Source organism: Weissella diestrammenae (genome assembly GCF_014397255.1).
Lineage (GTDB): Bacteria > Bacillota > Bacilli > Lactobacillales > Lactobacillaceae > Weissella > Weissella diestrammenae.
The window spans coordinates 566728-583411 of sequence record NZ_CP060724.1 but is presented as its reverse complement, the minus strand read 5'-3'; the positions used below and the strand labels follow the sequence as shown (position 1 = coordinate 583411).

Annotated in this window: 16 protein-coding genes and 1 pseudogene; all 17 read left to right on the top strand. The window is 41.1% G+C overall.

Translation table 11 applies throughout. The features are described from left to right. Window positions 1–62: 62 nt before the first annotated feature. A complete protein-coding gene (locus H9L19_RS02975; RefSeq protein WP_187529667.1) occupies window positions 63–1409 on the top strand; it encodes a Mur ligase family protein in 1347 nt (448 codons plus the stop codon). Window positions 1410–1468: 59 nt separating this feature from the next. Beyond that, window positions 1469–2176, top strand: coding sequence for a type 1 glutamine amidotransferase (locus H9L19_RS02970; protein WP_187529666.1), 708 nt, complete (start codon window positions 1469–1471; stop codon window positions 2174–2176). Between the two features lie 139 nt (window positions 2177–2315). Continuing rightward, complete coding sequence (locus H9L19_RS02965; RefSeq protein ID WP_187529665.1) at window positions 2316–2912, top strand: thymidine kinase; 597 nt, start codon at window positions 2316–2318, stop codon at window positions 2910–2912. A gap of 15 nt (window positions 2913–2927) precedes the next feature. Beyond that, window positions 2928–4007, top strand: coding sequence for a peptide chain release factor 1 (gene prfA / locus H9L19_RS02960; RefSeq protein WP_187529664.1), 1080 nt, complete (start codon window positions 2928–2930; stop codon window positions 4005–4007). Between the two features lie 3 nt (window positions 4008–4010). Next, on the top strand, window positions 4011–4865 hold the full coding sequence (gene prmC, locus H9L19_RS02955) for a peptide chain release factor N(5)-glutamine methyltransferase (protein WP_187529663.1): 855 nt from the start codon (window positions 4011–4013) through the stop codon (window positions 4863–4865). Between the two features lie 46 nt (window positions 4866–4911). Beyond that, on the top strand, window positions 4912–5937 hold the full coding sequence (locus H9L19_RS02950; protein ID WP_187529662.1) for an L-threonylcarbamoyladenylate synthase: 1026 nt from the start codon (window positions 4912–4914) through the stop codon (window positions 5935–5937). Window positions 5938–6010: 73 nt separating this feature from the next. Further along, complete coding sequence (glyA, locus tag H9L19_RS02945) at window positions 6011–7258, top strand: serine hydroxymethyltransferase (protein ID WP_187529661.1); 1248 nt, start codon at window positions 6011–6013, stop codon at window positions 7256–7258. A gap of 57 nt (window positions 7259–7315) precedes the next feature. After that, complete coding sequence (upp, locus tag H9L19_RS02940) at window positions 7316–7945, top strand: uracil phosphoribosyltransferase (RefSeq protein ID WP_187529660.1); 630 nt, start codon at window positions 7316–7318, stop codon at window positions 7943–7945. A 350-nt stretch (window positions 7946–8295) separates the two neighbouring features. After that, window positions 8296–9575: pseudogene (locus tag H9L19_RS02935) on the top strand (solute carrier family 23 protein). A 509-nt stretch (window positions 9576–10084) separates the two neighbouring features. Beyond that, window positions 10085–10801, top strand: coding sequence for a F0F1 ATP synthase subunit A (atpB, locus tag H9L19_RS02930; protein WP_187529659.1), 717 nt, complete (start codon window positions 10085–10087; stop codon window positions 10799–10801). 52 nt (window positions 10802–10853) lie between these two features. After that, window positions 10854–11066, top strand: a complete 213-nt coding sequence (gene atpE / locus H9L19_RS02925) for a F0F1 ATP synthase subunit C (protein ID WP_276509307.1) — start codon at window positions 10854–10856, stop codon at window positions 11064–11066. A gap of 35 nt (window positions 11067–11101) precedes the next feature. Next, window positions 11102–11617 (top strand): F0F1 ATP synthase subunit B, encoded by a 516-nt coding sequence (gene atpF / locus H9L19_RS02920; RefSeq protein WP_187529657.1) that lies wholly within the window; start codon window positions 11102–11104, stop codon window positions 11615–11617. Further along, window positions 11617–12159, top strand: a complete 543-nt coding sequence (atpH, locus tag H9L19_RS02915; RefSeq protein ID WP_187529656.1) for an ATP synthase F1 subunit delta — start codon at window positions 11617–11619, stop codon at window positions 12157–12159. The genes atpF and atpH overlap by 1 nt, the downstream gene beginning before the upstream one ends. A 58-nt stretch (window positions 12160–12217) precedes the next feature. Continuing rightward, window positions 12218–13738, top strand: coding sequence for a F0F1 ATP synthase subunit alpha (gene atpA, locus H9L19_RS02910; protein ID WP_187529655.1), 1521 nt, complete (start codon window positions 12218–12220; stop codon window positions 13736–13738). 16 nt (window positions 13739–13754) lie between these two features. Then, the gene (locus H9L19_RS02905; protein WP_187529654.1) at window positions 13755–14636 is read left to right on the top strand and encodes a F0F1 ATP synthase subunit gamma; all 882 of its coding nucleotides are present in this window, start codon (window positions 13755–13757) and stop codon (window positions 14634–14636) included. 51 nt (window positions 14637–14687) lie between these two features. Beyond that, window positions 14688–16085, top strand: a complete 1398-nt coding sequence (atpD, locus tag H9L19_RS02900) for a F0F1 ATP synthase subunit beta (RefSeq protein WP_187529653.1) — start codon at window positions 14688–14690, stop codon at window positions 16083–16085. Window positions 16086–16094: 9 nt separating this feature from the next. After that, window positions 16095–16526 (top strand): F0F1 ATP synthase subunit epsilon, encoded by a 432-nt coding sequence (locus tag H9L19_RS02895; RefSeq protein ID WP_187529896.1) that lies wholly within the window; start codon window positions 16095–16097, stop codon window positions 16524–16526. The last annotated feature ends 158 nt before the right edge of the window (window positions 16527–16684 follow it).

Here is a 16684-nt window from a genome sequence, read left to right as displayed (position 1 = left end):
ATTTTGCAAATTAGTGGGAGAAAAACCCATTATCTCAGGCAAACATGAGATGGGAGTAAGGCATGAGTTTTAAAAGTTCATTAGCAACAATCGTTGGTCGGACAACGTACTGGCTATTACATGATGTACTTAAACGAGGTGGGACATCATTACCAGGTAAATTGGCTGCGAAAATTGATCCGCAAGCACTACAGCATATGGCCAATCAGTATGATGTCATTATTGTAACTGGTACCAACGGTAAAACACTGACAACCGCTTTAATCACACGAGTTTTGCGTGAAAAATATGATAACGTAATCACAAATCCATCAGGTTCAAATATGATGCAAGGTGTGATTGCTACCATGTTATCAGCCAAAGTTAAAGATGTCGCTGAAAAGACATTAGTGATTTTGGAGGTGGATGAAGCTAATGTTGCAGCTGTGACACAGCAGTTAAAACCAAAAGCCTTCGTATTGACGAATATTTTCCGAGATCAATTGGATCGATATGGTGAAATTTATACGACGTATGAAAAAATACTAGCAGGCATTCGGCTTGTACCAGAAGCAATGGTGATTATGAATGCAGATTCACCTGTCTTTATGCGTGGTGATTTACCGAATCCTAAGCTATATTTTGGGTTTAACCATTTGCCAGCCACAGGTGATGAGCGTGCTCCGTTAAATACTGATGGTGTTTTGTCACCAACAGATCATACGATTTTGTCTTATCGTTTTCGAACGTATGCTAATCAGGGATTTTATTTTTCGCACTCAGATGATTTTAAACGGCCGGTACTGGACTATGCAGTGACAAAGATTAATCAATTGACGCCGCGTTTTTCTAACTTTGACATTGATGGCGAGACGTTCCAGATTGAAATAGGCGGACTTTATAATATTTACAATGCATTAGCAGCATATACTGTTGGTCGTTGGTTAGGTGTGGAAGTGAGCCAAATTAAACATGCTTTCGAAGCAAATGCACAAATATTTGGTCGACAAGAAGTCATTCGCGTACATGATAAAGAAGTGACGATTGTGTTAATCAAAAATCCAGTTGGAACGAATCAAGTATTGGATATGATGAAAACTGATTCAGAACCATTCTCATTGATTGCACTATTAAATGCGAACTATGCAGATGGTATTGATACGAGTTGGATTTGGGATGCTGATTTTGAATCGCTCAAAACAATGGGTGTACAAACAGTTGCTACTGGTGGTGAGCGTTATCGAGATCTATATGTGCGTTTGAAAATGGCTGGATATGGTGATCATCCTTATTATCCTGATTTGAATGATATTGTGACCGCAATTGACCAAATGCCAACAACACATGTTTACATTGCTGCAACGTATACAGCGATGTTGCAGTTGCGAGAAAAATTGGCACAACAAGGCTTCATTGCGGGCGGTTATTAATTTAGGTGCTTAAAAGTGAGATTTGTTAGAGTCAGAGCTTGACGATAGAGAGGTAAAAAATGGCAGACTATCAATTACATGCCGCGCATTTATATGCCGATTTAATGAACACATATGGTGACTATGGTAACTTAGTTGCATTACGATATTATGCGCAACAAATAGGTGTTGACTTGGACGTCTCACTTGTATCGATTGGTGATGAATTTGATGATCAACAGTATGATTTTGTCCTATTTGGCGGTGGTCAAGATTACGAAGAAGCGATTGTTGCCAAGGACTTGCCGTTAAAAGCTGCAGGAATTAAACGATATATCGAAGCGGACGGTCCGTTGCTGGGTGTCTGCGGTGGTTTCCAGTTATTAGGTCAATATTTCTTGTTGGCCGATGGCACAAGAATTGAAGGTGTTGGTGCCATGCAACACTATACTTTGAATCAACCCCATAATCGTTTTACCGGCAATGTAGAAATTGTGAATCAAGAAACTGGTCAAAAATATCGTGGTTTTGAAAATCATCAAGGACGGACGTTTATTGCCGATAATCAACGACCATTAGGACAGGTATTAAAAGGCAAAGGAAATAATGGTGAAGATGGTGGCGAAGGCCTCATTTATAAGAACGTATATGGCACTTATTTTCATGGACCGATTTTAACGCGTAATGGCAACCTTGCCTTGCGATTGCTTGAAATCAGTTTGAAACGTAAGTACCCAGCGGTTGATTGGTCAGAAAAGCTAAAATTTGTCACACCAGAATCGTTTTAAAAATTAAGGCCGAGTCGTATTCGGCTTTTTTTATTTGCCTATCGACATAAAAAACCAGTTAATATCAAGGGGGATACATTCTATTAAGGCGTGTTTCGTGTATAATAAAAAGGACAGAAATTTAAAGGAGTGTGACAACATGGCGCAATTATTTTTCCGTTATGGCGCAATGGCCAGCGGTAAAAGCATCGAGATTTTAAAGGTTGCACATAATTATGAAACGCAAGGCCGACATGTCTTATTGCTGACAAGTGCCTTGGATGATCGAACAGAAATTGGTGCGATTGCTTCCCGCATTGGTATGCAACGCGAGGCATTAGCCATTCATGACACAGATGATTTATTTACGATTGCGCGACAGGCAGAAGCCATTTCGGCGGTTCTGATTGATGAAGCACAATTTTTAACACGTGCACAGGTGCGTCAATTAACTGAAGTCGTTGATGTGTTGGATATTCCAGTCATGACGTTTGGATTGAAACAAGATGCTTTTAATCAATTGTTTCCGGGTTCAGAAGCACTATTAATTTACGCTGATAAAATTGATGAAATGAAAACGCTGTGCTCATTTTGTACGCGTAAAGCAACGATGAATTTACGAATTACAGATGGAAAACCAGTTTATTCTGGAGCGCAAGTTCAAATTGGTGGGGATGATGCCTATATGCCTGTTTGTCGTCGGCATTATAACCATCCTGAAATCAATAAAATTGCAGCACGTATGAAAGAACTCTAAGAGGAATTTGTAAAAATGGATGAAATTTTTGAAAAAGTTCAGGCATTAGTTGACCGTTACGATGAGGTCAGTGAAATGTTAAGTGACCCGGATGTCATTAGTGATACCCAACGATTTATGGCTTTGTCAAAAGAAGAGGGTGGATTGCGTGAAACGGTTGATACTTTCCGGCACTATAAGTCAGTGGTTGATGGCATTGAAGGGGACAAAGAGCTATTACAAGAAAAGCTTGACCCTGAAATGGAAGAAATGACGAAAGATGAAATTAAAGCGTTAACGGCCGAAAAAGAAACATTAGAGAGCCAGTTGAAAATCATGCTGTTACCAAAAGATCCAAATGATGATAAAAATATTATCATGGAAATTCATGGCGCTGCCGGTGGTGACGAGGCGGCCTTATTTGCCGCTAATCTCTATGACATGTATCAACGATATGCTGAAAAGCAGGGCTGGTCAGTTGAGATTATTGATGAAAACAAAACTGAAATCGGTGGCTATAAAGAATTGGTTTTGATGATTCAAGGCGATAATGTCTATTCTAAGTTGAAATTCGAGAATGGTGCGCATCGAGTTCAGCGGGTTCCTGAAACTGAATCGGCGGGTCGTGTGCATACGTCAACCGCTACGGTTGGGGTTATGCCTGAATATGAAGACGTTGATATCGAAATCGAAGATAAAGATTTGCGAGTGGATGTCTATCGTTCTTCTGGTGCCGGTGGACAGCACGTTAACAAAACGTCATCTGCGGTGCGAATGACACATATACCAACCGGGGTTGTGGTTGCAATGCAAGATCAGCGATCTCAACAACAAAACCGCGCCAAAGCGTTAGAAATTTTAAAAGCACGTGTGTATAATTTTTATGCATCTCAAAATGAAGCGGAATATTCAGAAATGCGGAAAACTGCCGTTGGGACAGGGGATCGTTCTGAACGCATTCGGACATATAACTACCCACAAAATCGCGTAACCGATCATCGCATTGGTCTATCTTTAAATAAGTTAGATCGCATTATGAATGGTGAATTAGAAGACATTATTGATGCTTTGGTCATTGCCGACCAAACGGCAAAATTAGAAGAATTGAAGAAATAAATTATGTTTGAAGAGCAATGGACATTTGAAGCATTACGTGAATGGGGCGATTGGCAACTAGAGCCTTATTTACAAGATACAACTGAACGTCTGGCACAGCTTGATTACTTACTCACCGGAATGATGGATTGGGATTATGGACAATTAAGGAATAACTTAAATACGGTGATTGAAGATGAAAAACGTCTGCGCTTTATGGTTGCAGTGCGGGCAATTAAGGGCGGGGTCCCTGTCCAATATGCACTTGGTCATGCACCATTTTATGGGCGTGAATTTAATGTTGATCGACGGGTTCTCATTCCGCGACCAGAAACTGAAGAGTTGGTGGATTGGGTTTTAAAAGATCAAGCGACAACTGATTTAAAAGTGCTTGATATCGGGACCGGTTCTGGCGCCATAGCTGTTACTTTGGCAAGTGAACGTCCAAATTGGCAAGTGCTTGCAAGTGATATTTCAAAAGATGCGTTAGCCGTTGCTGAAATGAATGCAAAACAATTTTCTGCATCAGTGACATTTTTGGCGAGCGATTTGTTTGATCAAATTAACGGCACATTCGATGTGATTGTTTCAAATCCGCCATACATTTCTGAACAAGAACGTGCAGTGATGGACGAGTCAGTTTTAGGTTTCGAACCTGATTTAGCCTTGTTTGCCGATGATAATGGTTTGGCAATCTATAAGCGATTGTTGATTGAATTATTGGCGCATTTGAACCCTAAAGGTAGTGCTTATTTTGAAATTGGGTACCTTCAAGGACCAACGCTATTGGCATTATTTGGAGCATTGCCGGGTGTGACAGTGGCGCTACGGCAAGATATGAGTGGCCACGATCGGATGTTGAAAGTGTCACGTGTTTAGGTAGCGCTGAACTTTAAACGTTAAAATTAATGGCAGGAGATAGGTAATGATTACAAAAATATGGCAGTCAACTGAAATTCCAGCTGCAGCTAAAGCATTACAGCAAGGAAAATTGGTCGCTTTTCCAACCGAAACGGTGTATGGACTTGGTGCAGATGCATTTAATGAAAATGCAGTTAGCAAAGTTTATGCGGCCAAAGGTCGTCCGTCAGATAATCCATTAATTGTTCATGTTGCCACACCAGAACAGGTGCAACAATATGCGGTTGTTGATCAACGGGCGCAAAAATTGATGACAGCATTTTGGCCAGGCCCACTAACCATTATTTTACCGGTCAAACCGAATGTTTTATCACCGGTTGTGACGGGAGGAATGACAACTGTCGCTTCACGCATGCCAGATAATCAAGCAACTTTAAACTTAATCACTGAAACAGGTTCACCATTGGTGGGTCCGTCGGCCAATACCTCTGGAAAACCCAGTCCAACCACTGCACAACATGTTTATCATGATTTGCATGGAAAGATTGCTGGCATTTTAGATGACGGATCAACACGGATTGGGGTTGAATCAACGGTCATTGATTTATCAGTGGCGCAACCAGTTATCTTGCGACCAGGCAAAATCACGGCAGAGCAAATAGCGACCGTTATCGACACTGTGGTTGATACCAGTGAACAGCACGTTGCAGCTGACGAAGCACCAAAAGCGCCTGGTATGAAATATCGACACTATGCACCGGATAAAGCAGTCTATATCGTGGATTATCAGGATTGGACAGCAGCTGTCATTTGGGCGCAAGGGCAATTAGAGCCGGTTGGTTTGATGATGCCAGATCAGTTAATTGAGATTCATCAGTTAGCGGGCATGGACTTTGTTTGGTCTCTGGGCGATAATGGAGATAGTGCCGCAGCTAAACTTTTTGCTGGGCTGCGCCACTTTGATGACCAAAAAGATATCCAAACCATTCTTGTTGCATCAATGCCGGATACACCAGAAAATGCAGCATATAACAATCGTTTAGGCAAAGCGGCAGGTGGCCATCATTTTACTGTTGAAGAGTTTAGCTAATATGACAATATTGACTTATCTTGTTGGTAACAAGCTGGGTTAACATTGTAGTCGGATTTATGGAGGAAAGCATATGACTTATCGTGAATTTGATCCTGAACTATGGTCGGCGATTGATCGAGAGGCTGATCGTCAAGAACACAACATCGAATTAATCGCGTCAGAAAATATTGCCTCAGCGGGTGTTCGAGCAGCACAAGGTAGTATTCTGACCAACAAATATGCTGAAGGCTATCCAGGCAAGCGTTATTATGGTGGTACGGAATTTATTGATCAAATTGAGCAACTAGCCATTGACCGTGCCAAGGCCCTTTTTGGCGCTGAATATGCAAACGTTCAGCCACATTCAGGTTCTCAAGCAAATGCAGCTGTATATGCAGCTTTGTTGGCCCCTGGCGACCATGTATTAGGTCTTGGTTTAAATGAAGGTGGGCATCTCACCCACGGATCATCAGTTAATTTTTCTGGTAAGTTGTATCATTTTCATGCCTATGGGCTAGATGAAGAAGAATTGATTGATTACGAGCAAGTAGCAGCTTTGGCGGCAGAATTTAAACCAAAATTGATTGTCACTGGTGCATCAGCTTACTCACGGTTGATTGATTTCAAACGTTTCCGGGAAATTGCAGATTCAGTTGGTGCTTATTTAATGGTTGACATGGCGCATATTGCCGGCTTGGTTGCCGCTGGTGTTCATCCAACGCCGGTTGGTATTGCGGACGTTGTGACAACAACAACGCATAAAACTTTACGTGGTCCTCGTGGGGGCTTGATTTTGGCGAAGGCAGAATTAGGCAAAAAAATTAATTCAGCGATTTTCCCAGGTACACAAGGTGGACCGCTAGAACATGTGATTGCTGGAAAAGCGGCTGCATTCTATGAGGATATGCAACCAAGCTTTAAGGTATATGGCCAACAAGTGGTAGCTAATGCTAAAGCGATGGTTGAGGTATTTGATCAATCAGATAAGGTACGCGTCATCTCTGGCGGTACTGATAACCATCTCTTTAATTTAGATTTGACTGAAACTGGCCTAAATGGGAAAGAAGCTCAAAATTTGCTAGATTCTGTGGCAATTACAACCAACAAAGAAGCAATTCCAAACGAACCATTAAGTCCGTTTATCACCTCTGGTATTCGTGTTGGAACGCCTGCGATTACGACGCGTGGCTTTAAAGAAACTGAAGCAAAAGAAGTTGCCAAACTCATTTTACGGACTTTTGATCATTTCGATGACCCAGAAGCATTAGCACAAATTGCACGTGATGTACGGGCATTGACAGATCGTTTTCCATTAACAAAAATTGAATATGCTAAATAAGTAGCACGTGATTATTCAATTGTGACAAAAAATTTGAACGACATGAAGGGAATTAGCATGAGTAACCTAACAGTATTTGACCACCCATTGATTCAACACAAATTGACCATTATTCGCGATAAAAAAATTGGTACAAAAGAATTTCGTGAGGTGGTTGATGAAATTGCTTCATTAATGGCTTATGAGGTCACCCGTGATTTGCCAACTGAAGATGTTGAGGTTGAAACGCCAGTCGCTAAGACGGTTAAAAAAACGCTTGCTGGTAAAAAACTTGCCATTGTTCCAATTCTCCGGGCAGGTTTAGGGATGGTTGATGGCATTATGAAATTAATTCCAGCGGCTCGCATTGGGCATATTGGGATGTATCGGGATGAAAAGTCCCTTGAACCAGTAGAATATTTTGTGAAATTGCCAGAAGACATTGACCAACGTGAGGTTTTAGTTGTTGATCCAATGTTAGCAACAGGTGGTTCGGCAGTGATGGCAATTGATGCCTTGAAGAAGCGTGGTGCAAAATCGATTAAATTGATTACATTGGTATCGGCACCCATTGGGGTAGAAACGGTTCAAGCTGCACATCCAGACGTTGATATTTTTACGGCTGGGTTAGATGATGGCTTAGACGAACACGGCTATATTATTCCTGGGCTCGGCGATGCTGGAGATCGTTTATTTGGGACACATTAAATAATCTAACGACGACTACCTTGAAAGTTGAAAAAAGTGGCGTCGTTTTTTGTTGGATAAGTGTACGTTAAAGTGTAATATGCTAAAAGCACGGTACGCTAATTGATTAATGCGTGTTGTGCAACGTGGATATTGTTGATGTAGATGATTTGTTGCAAAATCATAGCATGTAGCGTATCATTTCTAATAGAATAAATGTCTTTAATTCGGTCCCGTGAGGCTGATAAGTCACATGTACACATGATTTGTGTAGTTAAATGGCCACCCAAAAGACTATCTTTCGGGTGGCTTTTCTTGTGAAAAAATAAAGATATCAATCAATTTTTGTAGTCAGTGGAGGAATACAAAAAATGCAGAATACACGCGATGCCGTTTTAGATGTGCATGACAAGCCAGGATTTTTTCAGTGGATTGGTTTGTCTTTGCAGCATATGTTTTCAATGTTTGGGTCAACGGTTCTAGTGCCCTTGTTAGTTGGGTTAAATCCAGGAATTGCTTTATTTAGTTCTGGTGTTGGTACGTTACTACACATATTTATTACGCGAAAACAAATTCCAGCGTACATGGGGTCGTCTTTTGCATTCATTATTCCAATGACAGCCCTGATGAAAACGACTGGGTATCCAGGCGTAGCAACTGGAGTGATTGCAGTCGGAATTGTCTATTTGATTGTGGCATTGTTAGTCGCATTAATTGGGTCTGATTGGATTGATAAGCTATTGCCACCGATTGTCGTTGGACCAATTGTAATGGTTATTGGTTTGTCGTTGGCCGGATCGGCTGCACAAAACGCAACTTTAAATGCATCTGGGCACTATGATATACGAATTTTTATTGTTGCCATGTTAACGTTATTCCTAACGATTTTATTTAATACTGTTCTAGGTGGTTTTTTGGGTCTCATTCCGATTTTGTTAGGGATTGTGGGCGGTTATGTGACGGCAGTCTTATTTGGCCTAGTCGATTTTCAACCGGTGATGCAAGCCCATTGGGTAGCGTTGCCAAAATTTGAACTGCCATTTGTAAATTACCAGCCTGTGATGCATTGGGGGCTGTGATAGTAATGGCACCGTTGGCATTAGTAACAATTACAGAACATCTAGGTCACTTGATGGTCTTGGATCAGCTCACTGGGAAGGATTTCTTTAAAAATCCAGGCTTAAAACGAACATTAGCAGGTGATGGGACAGCATCATTATTTGCTGGTTTGGTTGGTGGCCCAGCAGTAACATCATATGGTGAAAATATTGGCGTGATGGCGATTACCAAGGTGCATTCGGTCTATGTTCTGATTGGGGCAGCAATCTTTGCGGTTGCCTTTTCATTTGTTGGGAAACTATCAGCTTTGATTCAATCAATTCCAGGGGCAGTTACTGGTGGAGTTTCATTCCTTTTGTTTGGCGTAATTGCCGCGTCTGGTTTGAGAATTATTGTGGAAAATCAAATTGATTTTGATAAGAAGAAAAATTTAATGATTGCGTCATCGGTCTTAGTTATCGGTATTGGAAATGCCTACCTTCAAATTGGGTCAGGCAATACCATGGTGCAATTTTCAGGTGTTGCGATTGCGACCGTACTTGGAATTATTTTAAATTTGATTTTGCCAGAAAAAGCACGTTCAGAACGATAGATGTTATTTTTATGAATAGTGTTGCTAATTGATAAAAGCCAACTATGTAAATGATAGTTGGCTTTTATTGATTAACAAGAAATAGTAAGAATTTTACGCTGCCCTATGTCTTGCCCGCTAATTGATTTAAAACGACAGCAAGATGATGATGACGTAGCAAATAAAAATAATAACATCACGCTTTTGAACTGATTAAAATGTGCCGCAGTAATCAAAAAAATAATGAGAAAAACAACTTGAAAGTAAGAGAAAAATGATGATTTTTTTTGTAAAGTTAATTAACAAGCATGGATTGGCGTTCTGAATGTAAGTACTTGTAAATAGCGGTTTATTGAAAAAAAGCCAAAAATCTTAAAAAGTAACAAACTCTCAACAATTAAGTTACATTAACAATGATTTATCGTTGAAAAAAGATTTTAAGAGAGTAAAATGAGAGGGGTAAATATTTAAGACGGGATTGCTCCCCTGCATTCACCGCAAAAAAATACGAAAGGAAAGAGGTGAGTTTTTTGGACGAAAAGTCTGCCACATTTCAATTGCTTGGTCTGACTTTCGATTGGACAGTTGTTATTTCAACAACGGTAGCGGCCCTAATTGTTTTCTTCTTGGTGTTTTTCTTATCACGACGGTTAACGTTAAAACCAACTGGTAAGCAAAACGTACTTGAATGGATCATCGACTTTACCAATGGTATTGTTGATAGTTCTTTGCCAAGCTCAATTGGAAATGAAATTAAATTGATTGCATTTACATTGTTCTTGTTCATTTTTGTTTCTAATGAATTGGGCTTGGGTGTTCAAGTAGCATTAGGCGACGTGACCTACTTGAAATCAGCGACTGCTAATCCGCTAGTCGCGATGGCATTGGCCTTGATGGTCGTGGCGCTATCACACTTTGTTGGGGTTACAAAGCTCGGCTTTAAAGGATACTTTAAGACGGCATTTATGAGTCCATTGCCTGCGCTATTACCAATTAATATTTTTGAGCAGTTTACAAGTTTCCTAACTTTAGGCTTGCGTTTATATGGTAATATCATGGCTGGTGAAATGTTATTGATGTTAATTGTTAACTTCGGTAATCCATCTCACTTGGGACTCACTGTAGTTCCTGCATTTATCTTGTCAATGATTTGGCAAGCGTTCTCGTTATTCATCGGTGCGATTCAGGCATTTATTTTTGTCACTTTGATGTCAATTTATGTTTCTGAAAAAGCAGTTGCTGAATAATCTATTATTTGTTTTATTTTAATTCGGAGGAATTTATATCATGACTGGTCACATTGCTACTATTGGTGCAGGTATCGCTGCAGCTGGTGCCGCTATTGGTACTGGTATTGGTAACGGACGTGTTATCGCTGCAATGATCGAAGGAACAGCACGCCAACCTGAACTTGAAGGTAAGTTGCGTACAAATATGTTCATCGGTGTTGCTTTGATTGAAGCCGTTCCAATCTTGGCCTTCGTTATCTCATTGATGTTGCTTGGAAAGTAATTTTTTAGCGGCAAAAATAGAGAGGAGCCAACAACATGTTAAATGGAATTTTACTGGCCGGTGCCAGTGAGCAGTTGGCTTTGGGTAATTTGGTCTTCGTCTTGCTTTCATTTGTTGTTTTACTATTCTTCATTGGTAAATTTGCATGGAAGCCAGTCGTTAAGATTATGCAAGATCGTGCTGACAAAATTGCAAACGACTTGGATTCTGCTGAACAAGCAAAAAGCGAGGCAGAACAACTTGCTGAAAAGCGCACTGCAGAACTTCAAGCAACGCAAGCACAAGCAACGACAATCATCAATAATGCTAAAGAAACTGCCGACCAACGTGGTGAGGATATCATCGCTGAGGCAAAGCAAAATGCAGACTCATTGAAGGTGAAGGCAAACGCTGAAATCGATCAAGAGCGCGTTGAAGCAATGGCAAGCGTTAAAAATGATGTTGCTGAATTGTCAGTATCAATTGCGCAAAAGATTATCCAAAAAGAACTGAAATTAGATGATCAAAAAGCATTGATTGATGCTTACATCGGAGAGTTAGAGGCAAAGTAATGGCTGTAGATATCGCGATTATTGCACAACGATATGCGACTGCTTTGTTCGAATTAACTCATGACCAAAATAGTGATACAGAAACGTTAGAGGAGCTTAAGCAACTCAAGCAGGTAGCACTAGAAAATCCAGATTTGGCAAAGGCAATTGCTGCCGATAATATTGCTGAAACGTCAAAAAAAGAATTATTGCGTGTTCTTACGCGTGATGCGACACAATTGGTAAAGAACTTAATTCATATGCTTTATGATTACCGACGATTTGATCTCATGATTAAAATCATTGATGCTTATGAAGCGTTGGTTAATCAATCAATTGGGCACATGAACGCAGATGTAAAAACTGCAGTTGCATTGTCTGATGAACAAGTGACACGCTTGGAACAGGTCATTGCAAAGCGTTTTAACGCTAATTCTGTGGCGTTGCAGCAGACCGTTGATGCCGCTTTAATCGGTGGTGTCGTGGTGCAAGCCAACAACCAAATTGTGGACGGATCATTAGCAACTAAATTAGCTGCTATTCGACAAAGTATCGTCCATTAGTAACCAACTACAAAAAATCAGTGCAATTTGCACTAAGTAAGAAAGAGGAACTGCTGAAATGAGCATTAAAGCTGAAGAAATCAGTTCACTCATCAAAGCCCAATTAGCTAATTACGATTCAGAATTAACGGTCCAAGAAACAGGAACTGTTTCATACGTTGGTGACGGTGTTGCCCGTGTGACAGGTCTTGAAAATGCAATGGCTGGTGAATTGGTTGAATTCGCAAATGGCGTTTATGGGATGGCACAAAACCTAGAATCAACTGATGTTGGTATCGTTATTTTAGGTAAGTATGATGAAATTCGTGAAGGTGATTTGGTAAAGCGTACCGGTCGCATCATGGAAGTGCCTGTTGGTGAGGAAATGATTGGGCGTGTTGTCAATGCGTTGGGACAGCCAATTGATGGCCTTGGACCAATTAAGACAACTAAAACACGTCCTGTTGAAGTGAAGGCCCCTGGTGTTATGCAACGTAAGTCAGTTTTCGAACCATTGCAAACTGGTTTGAAGGCTGTTGATGCCCTTGTCCCTATTGGACGTGGACAACGTGAATTAATTATCGGTGACCGCAAGACAGGAAAGTCATCTGTTGCTATCGATACAATCTTGAATCAAAAAGATCAAGATATGATTGTTATTTATGTTGCTATTGGACAAAAGGATTCAACTGTTCGTACACAAGTTGAAACTTTGCGTGCATTGGGTGCATTGGATTATACAATCGTTGTCTCTGCTGGACCATCTGAACCAGCACCATTGTTGTTCTTAGCACCATATGCTGGCGCTGCGATGGGTGAAGAGTTCATGTATAACGGTAAGCATGTTTTGATTATCTATGATGATTTGTCAAAGCAAGCAACAGCATATCGTGAGCTGTCACTTATTCTACGTCGTCTGCCTGGACGTGAGGCCTACCCTGGTGACGTCTTCTACTTGCACTCACGTTTGCTTGAACGTGCAGCTAAGTTGAGTGACGACCTTGGTGGTGGGTCTATGACAGCTTTGCCAATTATTGAGACACAAGCGGGAGATGTTTCGGCATATATTCCAACAAACGTTATCTCAATTACTGATGGTCAGATTTTCTTGGACGCTGATCAATTCTATTCAGGCGTTCGACCAGCGATTGACGCTGGAACTTCAGTTTCACGTGTTGGTGGTGACGCGCAAATTAAGGCAATGAAGAAAGTTGCTGGAACGTTGCGTTTGGATTTGGCATCATATCGTGAATTGGAGGCCTTCGCACAATTCGGATCAGACCTGGATGCAGCAACGCAATCTAAGTTGGCACGTGGTCGTCGGACGGTTGAACTATTGAAGCAACCATTGCATCAACCATTGCCAGTTGAAGAACAAGTTCTGTCTTTGTATGCTTTGGCACATGGTTATGTTGACGATGTTGCGGTTGATGATATTCAACGTTTTGAAACTGAATTGATTCAAGCTGTACGATCATCACATAATGATTTGTTGCAAGCGATTGTTGACACAAAGGAATTGCCAGATACTGACGCATTGAATGCGGCAATTGAAGAATTTAAGGCAACCTTTGCACCAAGCAATCAGCCTGCTGAATAAGTAGAGGAGGGGCGAAATGGCAGCTTCTTTACAAGATATACAACGCCGCATTGCCTCAACGAAAAAGACGCGTCAAATCACGTCGGCCATGCAAATGGTTTCAACGGCTAAATTGAGTCAAATTCAACGTCAAGGTGGGTCATACCACTTTTATGCAGATCGCTTGCACGATATGGTTGCCCATATCGCTAAGGCACATTTGGCTAATACAGCAGATACGTTGTTAGAGGAGCGTGACATTAAGAAAGTTGGTTTCTTAGTCATTACCTCTGATCGTGGTTTGGTTGGCGGGTATAACTCGTCAATTCTAAAGGAATTAATGGCTATTATTGCCGAACGTCAATTGACCCCTGAAAATGTGGTGATTATGGCAATTGGTGGTAATGGGGCTGATTTCTTTAAAAAACAAGGATATCAAATTGTCTATGAGTATCGTGGTGTTTCGGATGTTCCTACTTTCAATGAAGTACGTGGAATTGTCGAAACGGTAACGGAAATGTATGACAATGCAGTATTTGATGAATTGACAGTTGTTTACAATCACTTTTTGTCACGGATTTCAAATGAATTCCGCGCTGAAAAGATGTTACCGGTTGAAACTGACGATATGATTGATCCTAATGCAGGAACAAGCTATACCGCTGAATATGATGTTGAACCTTCTGCGGAAGAAATTTTGCAAGTTATCTTACCACAATATGCACAAAGCTTAGTTTATGGTGCGATTCTTGATGCAAAAACCGCTGAACACGCAGCTTCATCAACAGCAATGTCAGCAGCGACAGATAATGCTAAAGAAGTGATTGATAAATTAAACTTACAATTTAATCGTGCGCGTCAGAGTGCGATTACGACGGAAATTACTGAAATTACTGGTGGTATGGCAGCACTTGATTAATCAAGTACCGATCAACCACATAATTTGCTTAGATAAGGAAGGATAACGACAATGAGTACCGGACGAGTTGTACAAGTCATTGGGCCAGTCGTCGACGTTCAATTCCCACTAGATAGCCAAATTCCTGATATCAATAATGCGCTAATCATCGACAAAGGTGAGTTAGGTTCATTGACGGTTGAAGTTTCATTGGCTTTGGGAGATGGCGTTGTTCGTACGATTGCCATGGACTCAACGGACGGCTTGCAACGTGGTATGGCTGTAGAGGATACTGAAAACCCTATTTCAGTACCTGTTGGCGAAGTAACGTTGGGTCGTGTCTTTAACGTGTTAGGACAAGTGATTGATGGCGGTGAAGCATTGGGAGACGATATTGAACGTGACCCAATTCATCGTGATGCACCAGCCTATGATCAATTGGCAACATCAACAGAAGTACTTGAAACTGGAATTAAGGTGATTGATTTACTCGCACCTTATGTTCGCGGTGGAAAGATTGGATTGTTTGGTGGTGCCGGTGTTGGTAAGACTGTGTTGATTCAAGAATTGATTCACAACATCGCACAAGGACACAATGGTATTTCTGTCTTTACTGGTGTCGGGGAACGTACCCGAGAAGGTAATGACATGTACCATGAAATGATGGATTCTGGCGTTTTGAAACAAACTGCCATGGTCTATGGACAAATGAATGAACCACCTGGCGCACGTATGCGTGTTGCTTTGACCGGATTGACAATTGCGGAACATTTCCGTGATGTGAACGGACAAGACGTGTTGTTGTTTATCGACAACATTTTCCGATTTACACAAGCCGGTTCTGAAGTATCTGCCTTGCTTGGTCGTATCCCTTCAGCCGTTGGGTACCAACCAACATTGGCGACAGAAATGGGACAATTGCAAGAGCGTATTACGTCAACCCAAAAGGGATCAGTTACATCGATTCAAGCCGTTTACGTGCCTGCCGATGACTATACTGATCCAGCGCCAGCAACAACATTCGCACACTTGGATGCAACGACTAACTTAGAGCGTTCATTGACACAACAGGGGATTTATCCAGCCGTTGATCCATTGGCATCAACGTCAACTGCATTAACACCTGAAATTGTGGGTAAGGAACACTATGAAGTTGCAACCGAAGTGCAACGGACACTACAACGTTATCGCGAATTGCAAGACATTATCTCAATCTTGGGAATGGATGAGTTGTCAGATGAAGAGAAGACCACGGTTAATCGTGCACGTCGGATTCAATTCTTCTTGTCACAACCTTTCTCAGTTGCTGAGACATTTACTGGCTTGCAAGGGCAATACGTACCTGTTGCTGAAACGGTTCGTAGTTTCAAGGAAATTTTGGAAGGTAAGCATGATAGCTTACCTGAAGAAGCTTTCCGTAATGTTGGGGTCATTGAAATGGCTGTCGAAAAAGCCAAGACTTTGGCTTAATAGCGAGGTATAGCCATGGATGAACACAGCTTTACGGTATCGATTGTGACACCAGATGGCGTGGTCTTCGAATATGAAACGGCCACGTTAGTTGTGTTACACACAACTGGCGGAGAAGTCGGGATTATGGCGAACCACGTACCACTTGTCGCTTCGTTATTTATTAGTGAAGTTAAGGTTGTTGATGAAGCAAACGGACAAAGTGAACGACTGGCTGTTAATGGTGGATTTGCAGAATTTTCAAACAATACGTTGACAATTGTTGCCGATTCATCAGAAAAATCAACTGATATTGATATTGAGCGTGCTGAATCAGCACGTGAACGCGCTGAACGTGCTTTGCAAGAAGCACAATCAGCTGCAGACGAACATGAAATTAGTCGTGCCCAGTTAGCGTTAAAGCGTGCTGTCACACGAATTCATGCCGCATCAGTTAAATAATAAAAAAGTTATCCAAATTGTTTTGGATAACTTTTTTTGTGGCATTTTTAAAATCATTGGGTCTTTATTTGTATTGAGCAAGAACATGTTCGCTAAAAAATCACATTTTTACCATGTTATGACAATAAGTAAGTAATATATTATAAGTACGCAAAAAT

Excerpts from the sequence above, each read along its gene's own strand:
- H9L19_RS02975 (WP_187529667.1), top strand. The coding sequence starts at position 63 with ATGAGTTTTAAAAGTTCATTAGCAACAATCGTTGGTCGGACAACGTAC.
- H9L19_RS02970 (WP_187529666.1), top strand. The coding sequence starts at position 1,469 with ATGGCAGACTATCAATTACATGCCGCGCATTTATATGCCGATTTAATG.
- H9L19_RS02965 (WP_187529665.1), top strand. The coding sequence starts at position 2,316 with ATGGCGCAATTATTTTTCCGTTATGGCGCAATGGCCAGCGGTAAAAGC.
- prfA (WP_187529664.1), top strand. The coding sequence starts at position 2,928 with ATGGATGAAATTTTTGAAAAAGTTCAGGCATTAGTTGACCGTTACGAT.
- prmC (WP_187529663.1), top strand. The coding sequence starts at position 4,011 with ATGTTTGAAGAGCAATGGACATTTGAAGCATTACGTGAATGGGGCGAT.
- H9L19_RS02950 (WP_187529662.1), top strand. The coding sequence starts at position 4,912 with ATGATTACAAAAATATGGCAGTCAACTGAAATTCCAGCTGCAGCTAAA.
- glyA (WP_187529661.1), top strand. The coding sequence starts at position 6,011 with ATGACTTATCGTGAATTTGATCCTGAACTATGGTCGGCGATTGATCGA.
- upp (WP_187529660.1), top strand. The coding sequence starts at position 7,316 with ATGAGTAACCTAACAGTATTTGACCACCCATTGATTCAACACAAATTG.
- atpF (WP_187529657.1), top strand. The coding sequence starts at position 11,102 with ATGTTAAATGGAATTTTACTGGCCGGTGCCAGTGAGCAGTTGGCTTTG.
- atpH (WP_187529656.1), top strand. The coding sequence starts at position 11,617 with ATGGCTGTAGATATCGCGATTATTGCACAACGATATGCGACTGCTTTG.
- atpA (WP_187529655.1), top strand. The coding sequence starts at position 12,218 with ATGAGCATTAAAGCTGAAGAAATCAGTTCACTCATCAAAGCCCAATTA.
- H9L19_RS02905 (WP_187529654.1), top strand. The coding sequence starts at position 13,755 with ATGGCAGCTTCTTTACAAGATATACAACGCCGCATTGCCTCAACGAAA.
- atpD (WP_187529653.1), top strand. The coding sequence starts at position 14,688 with ATGAGTACCGGACGAGTTGTACAAGTCATTGGGCCAGTCGTCGACGTT.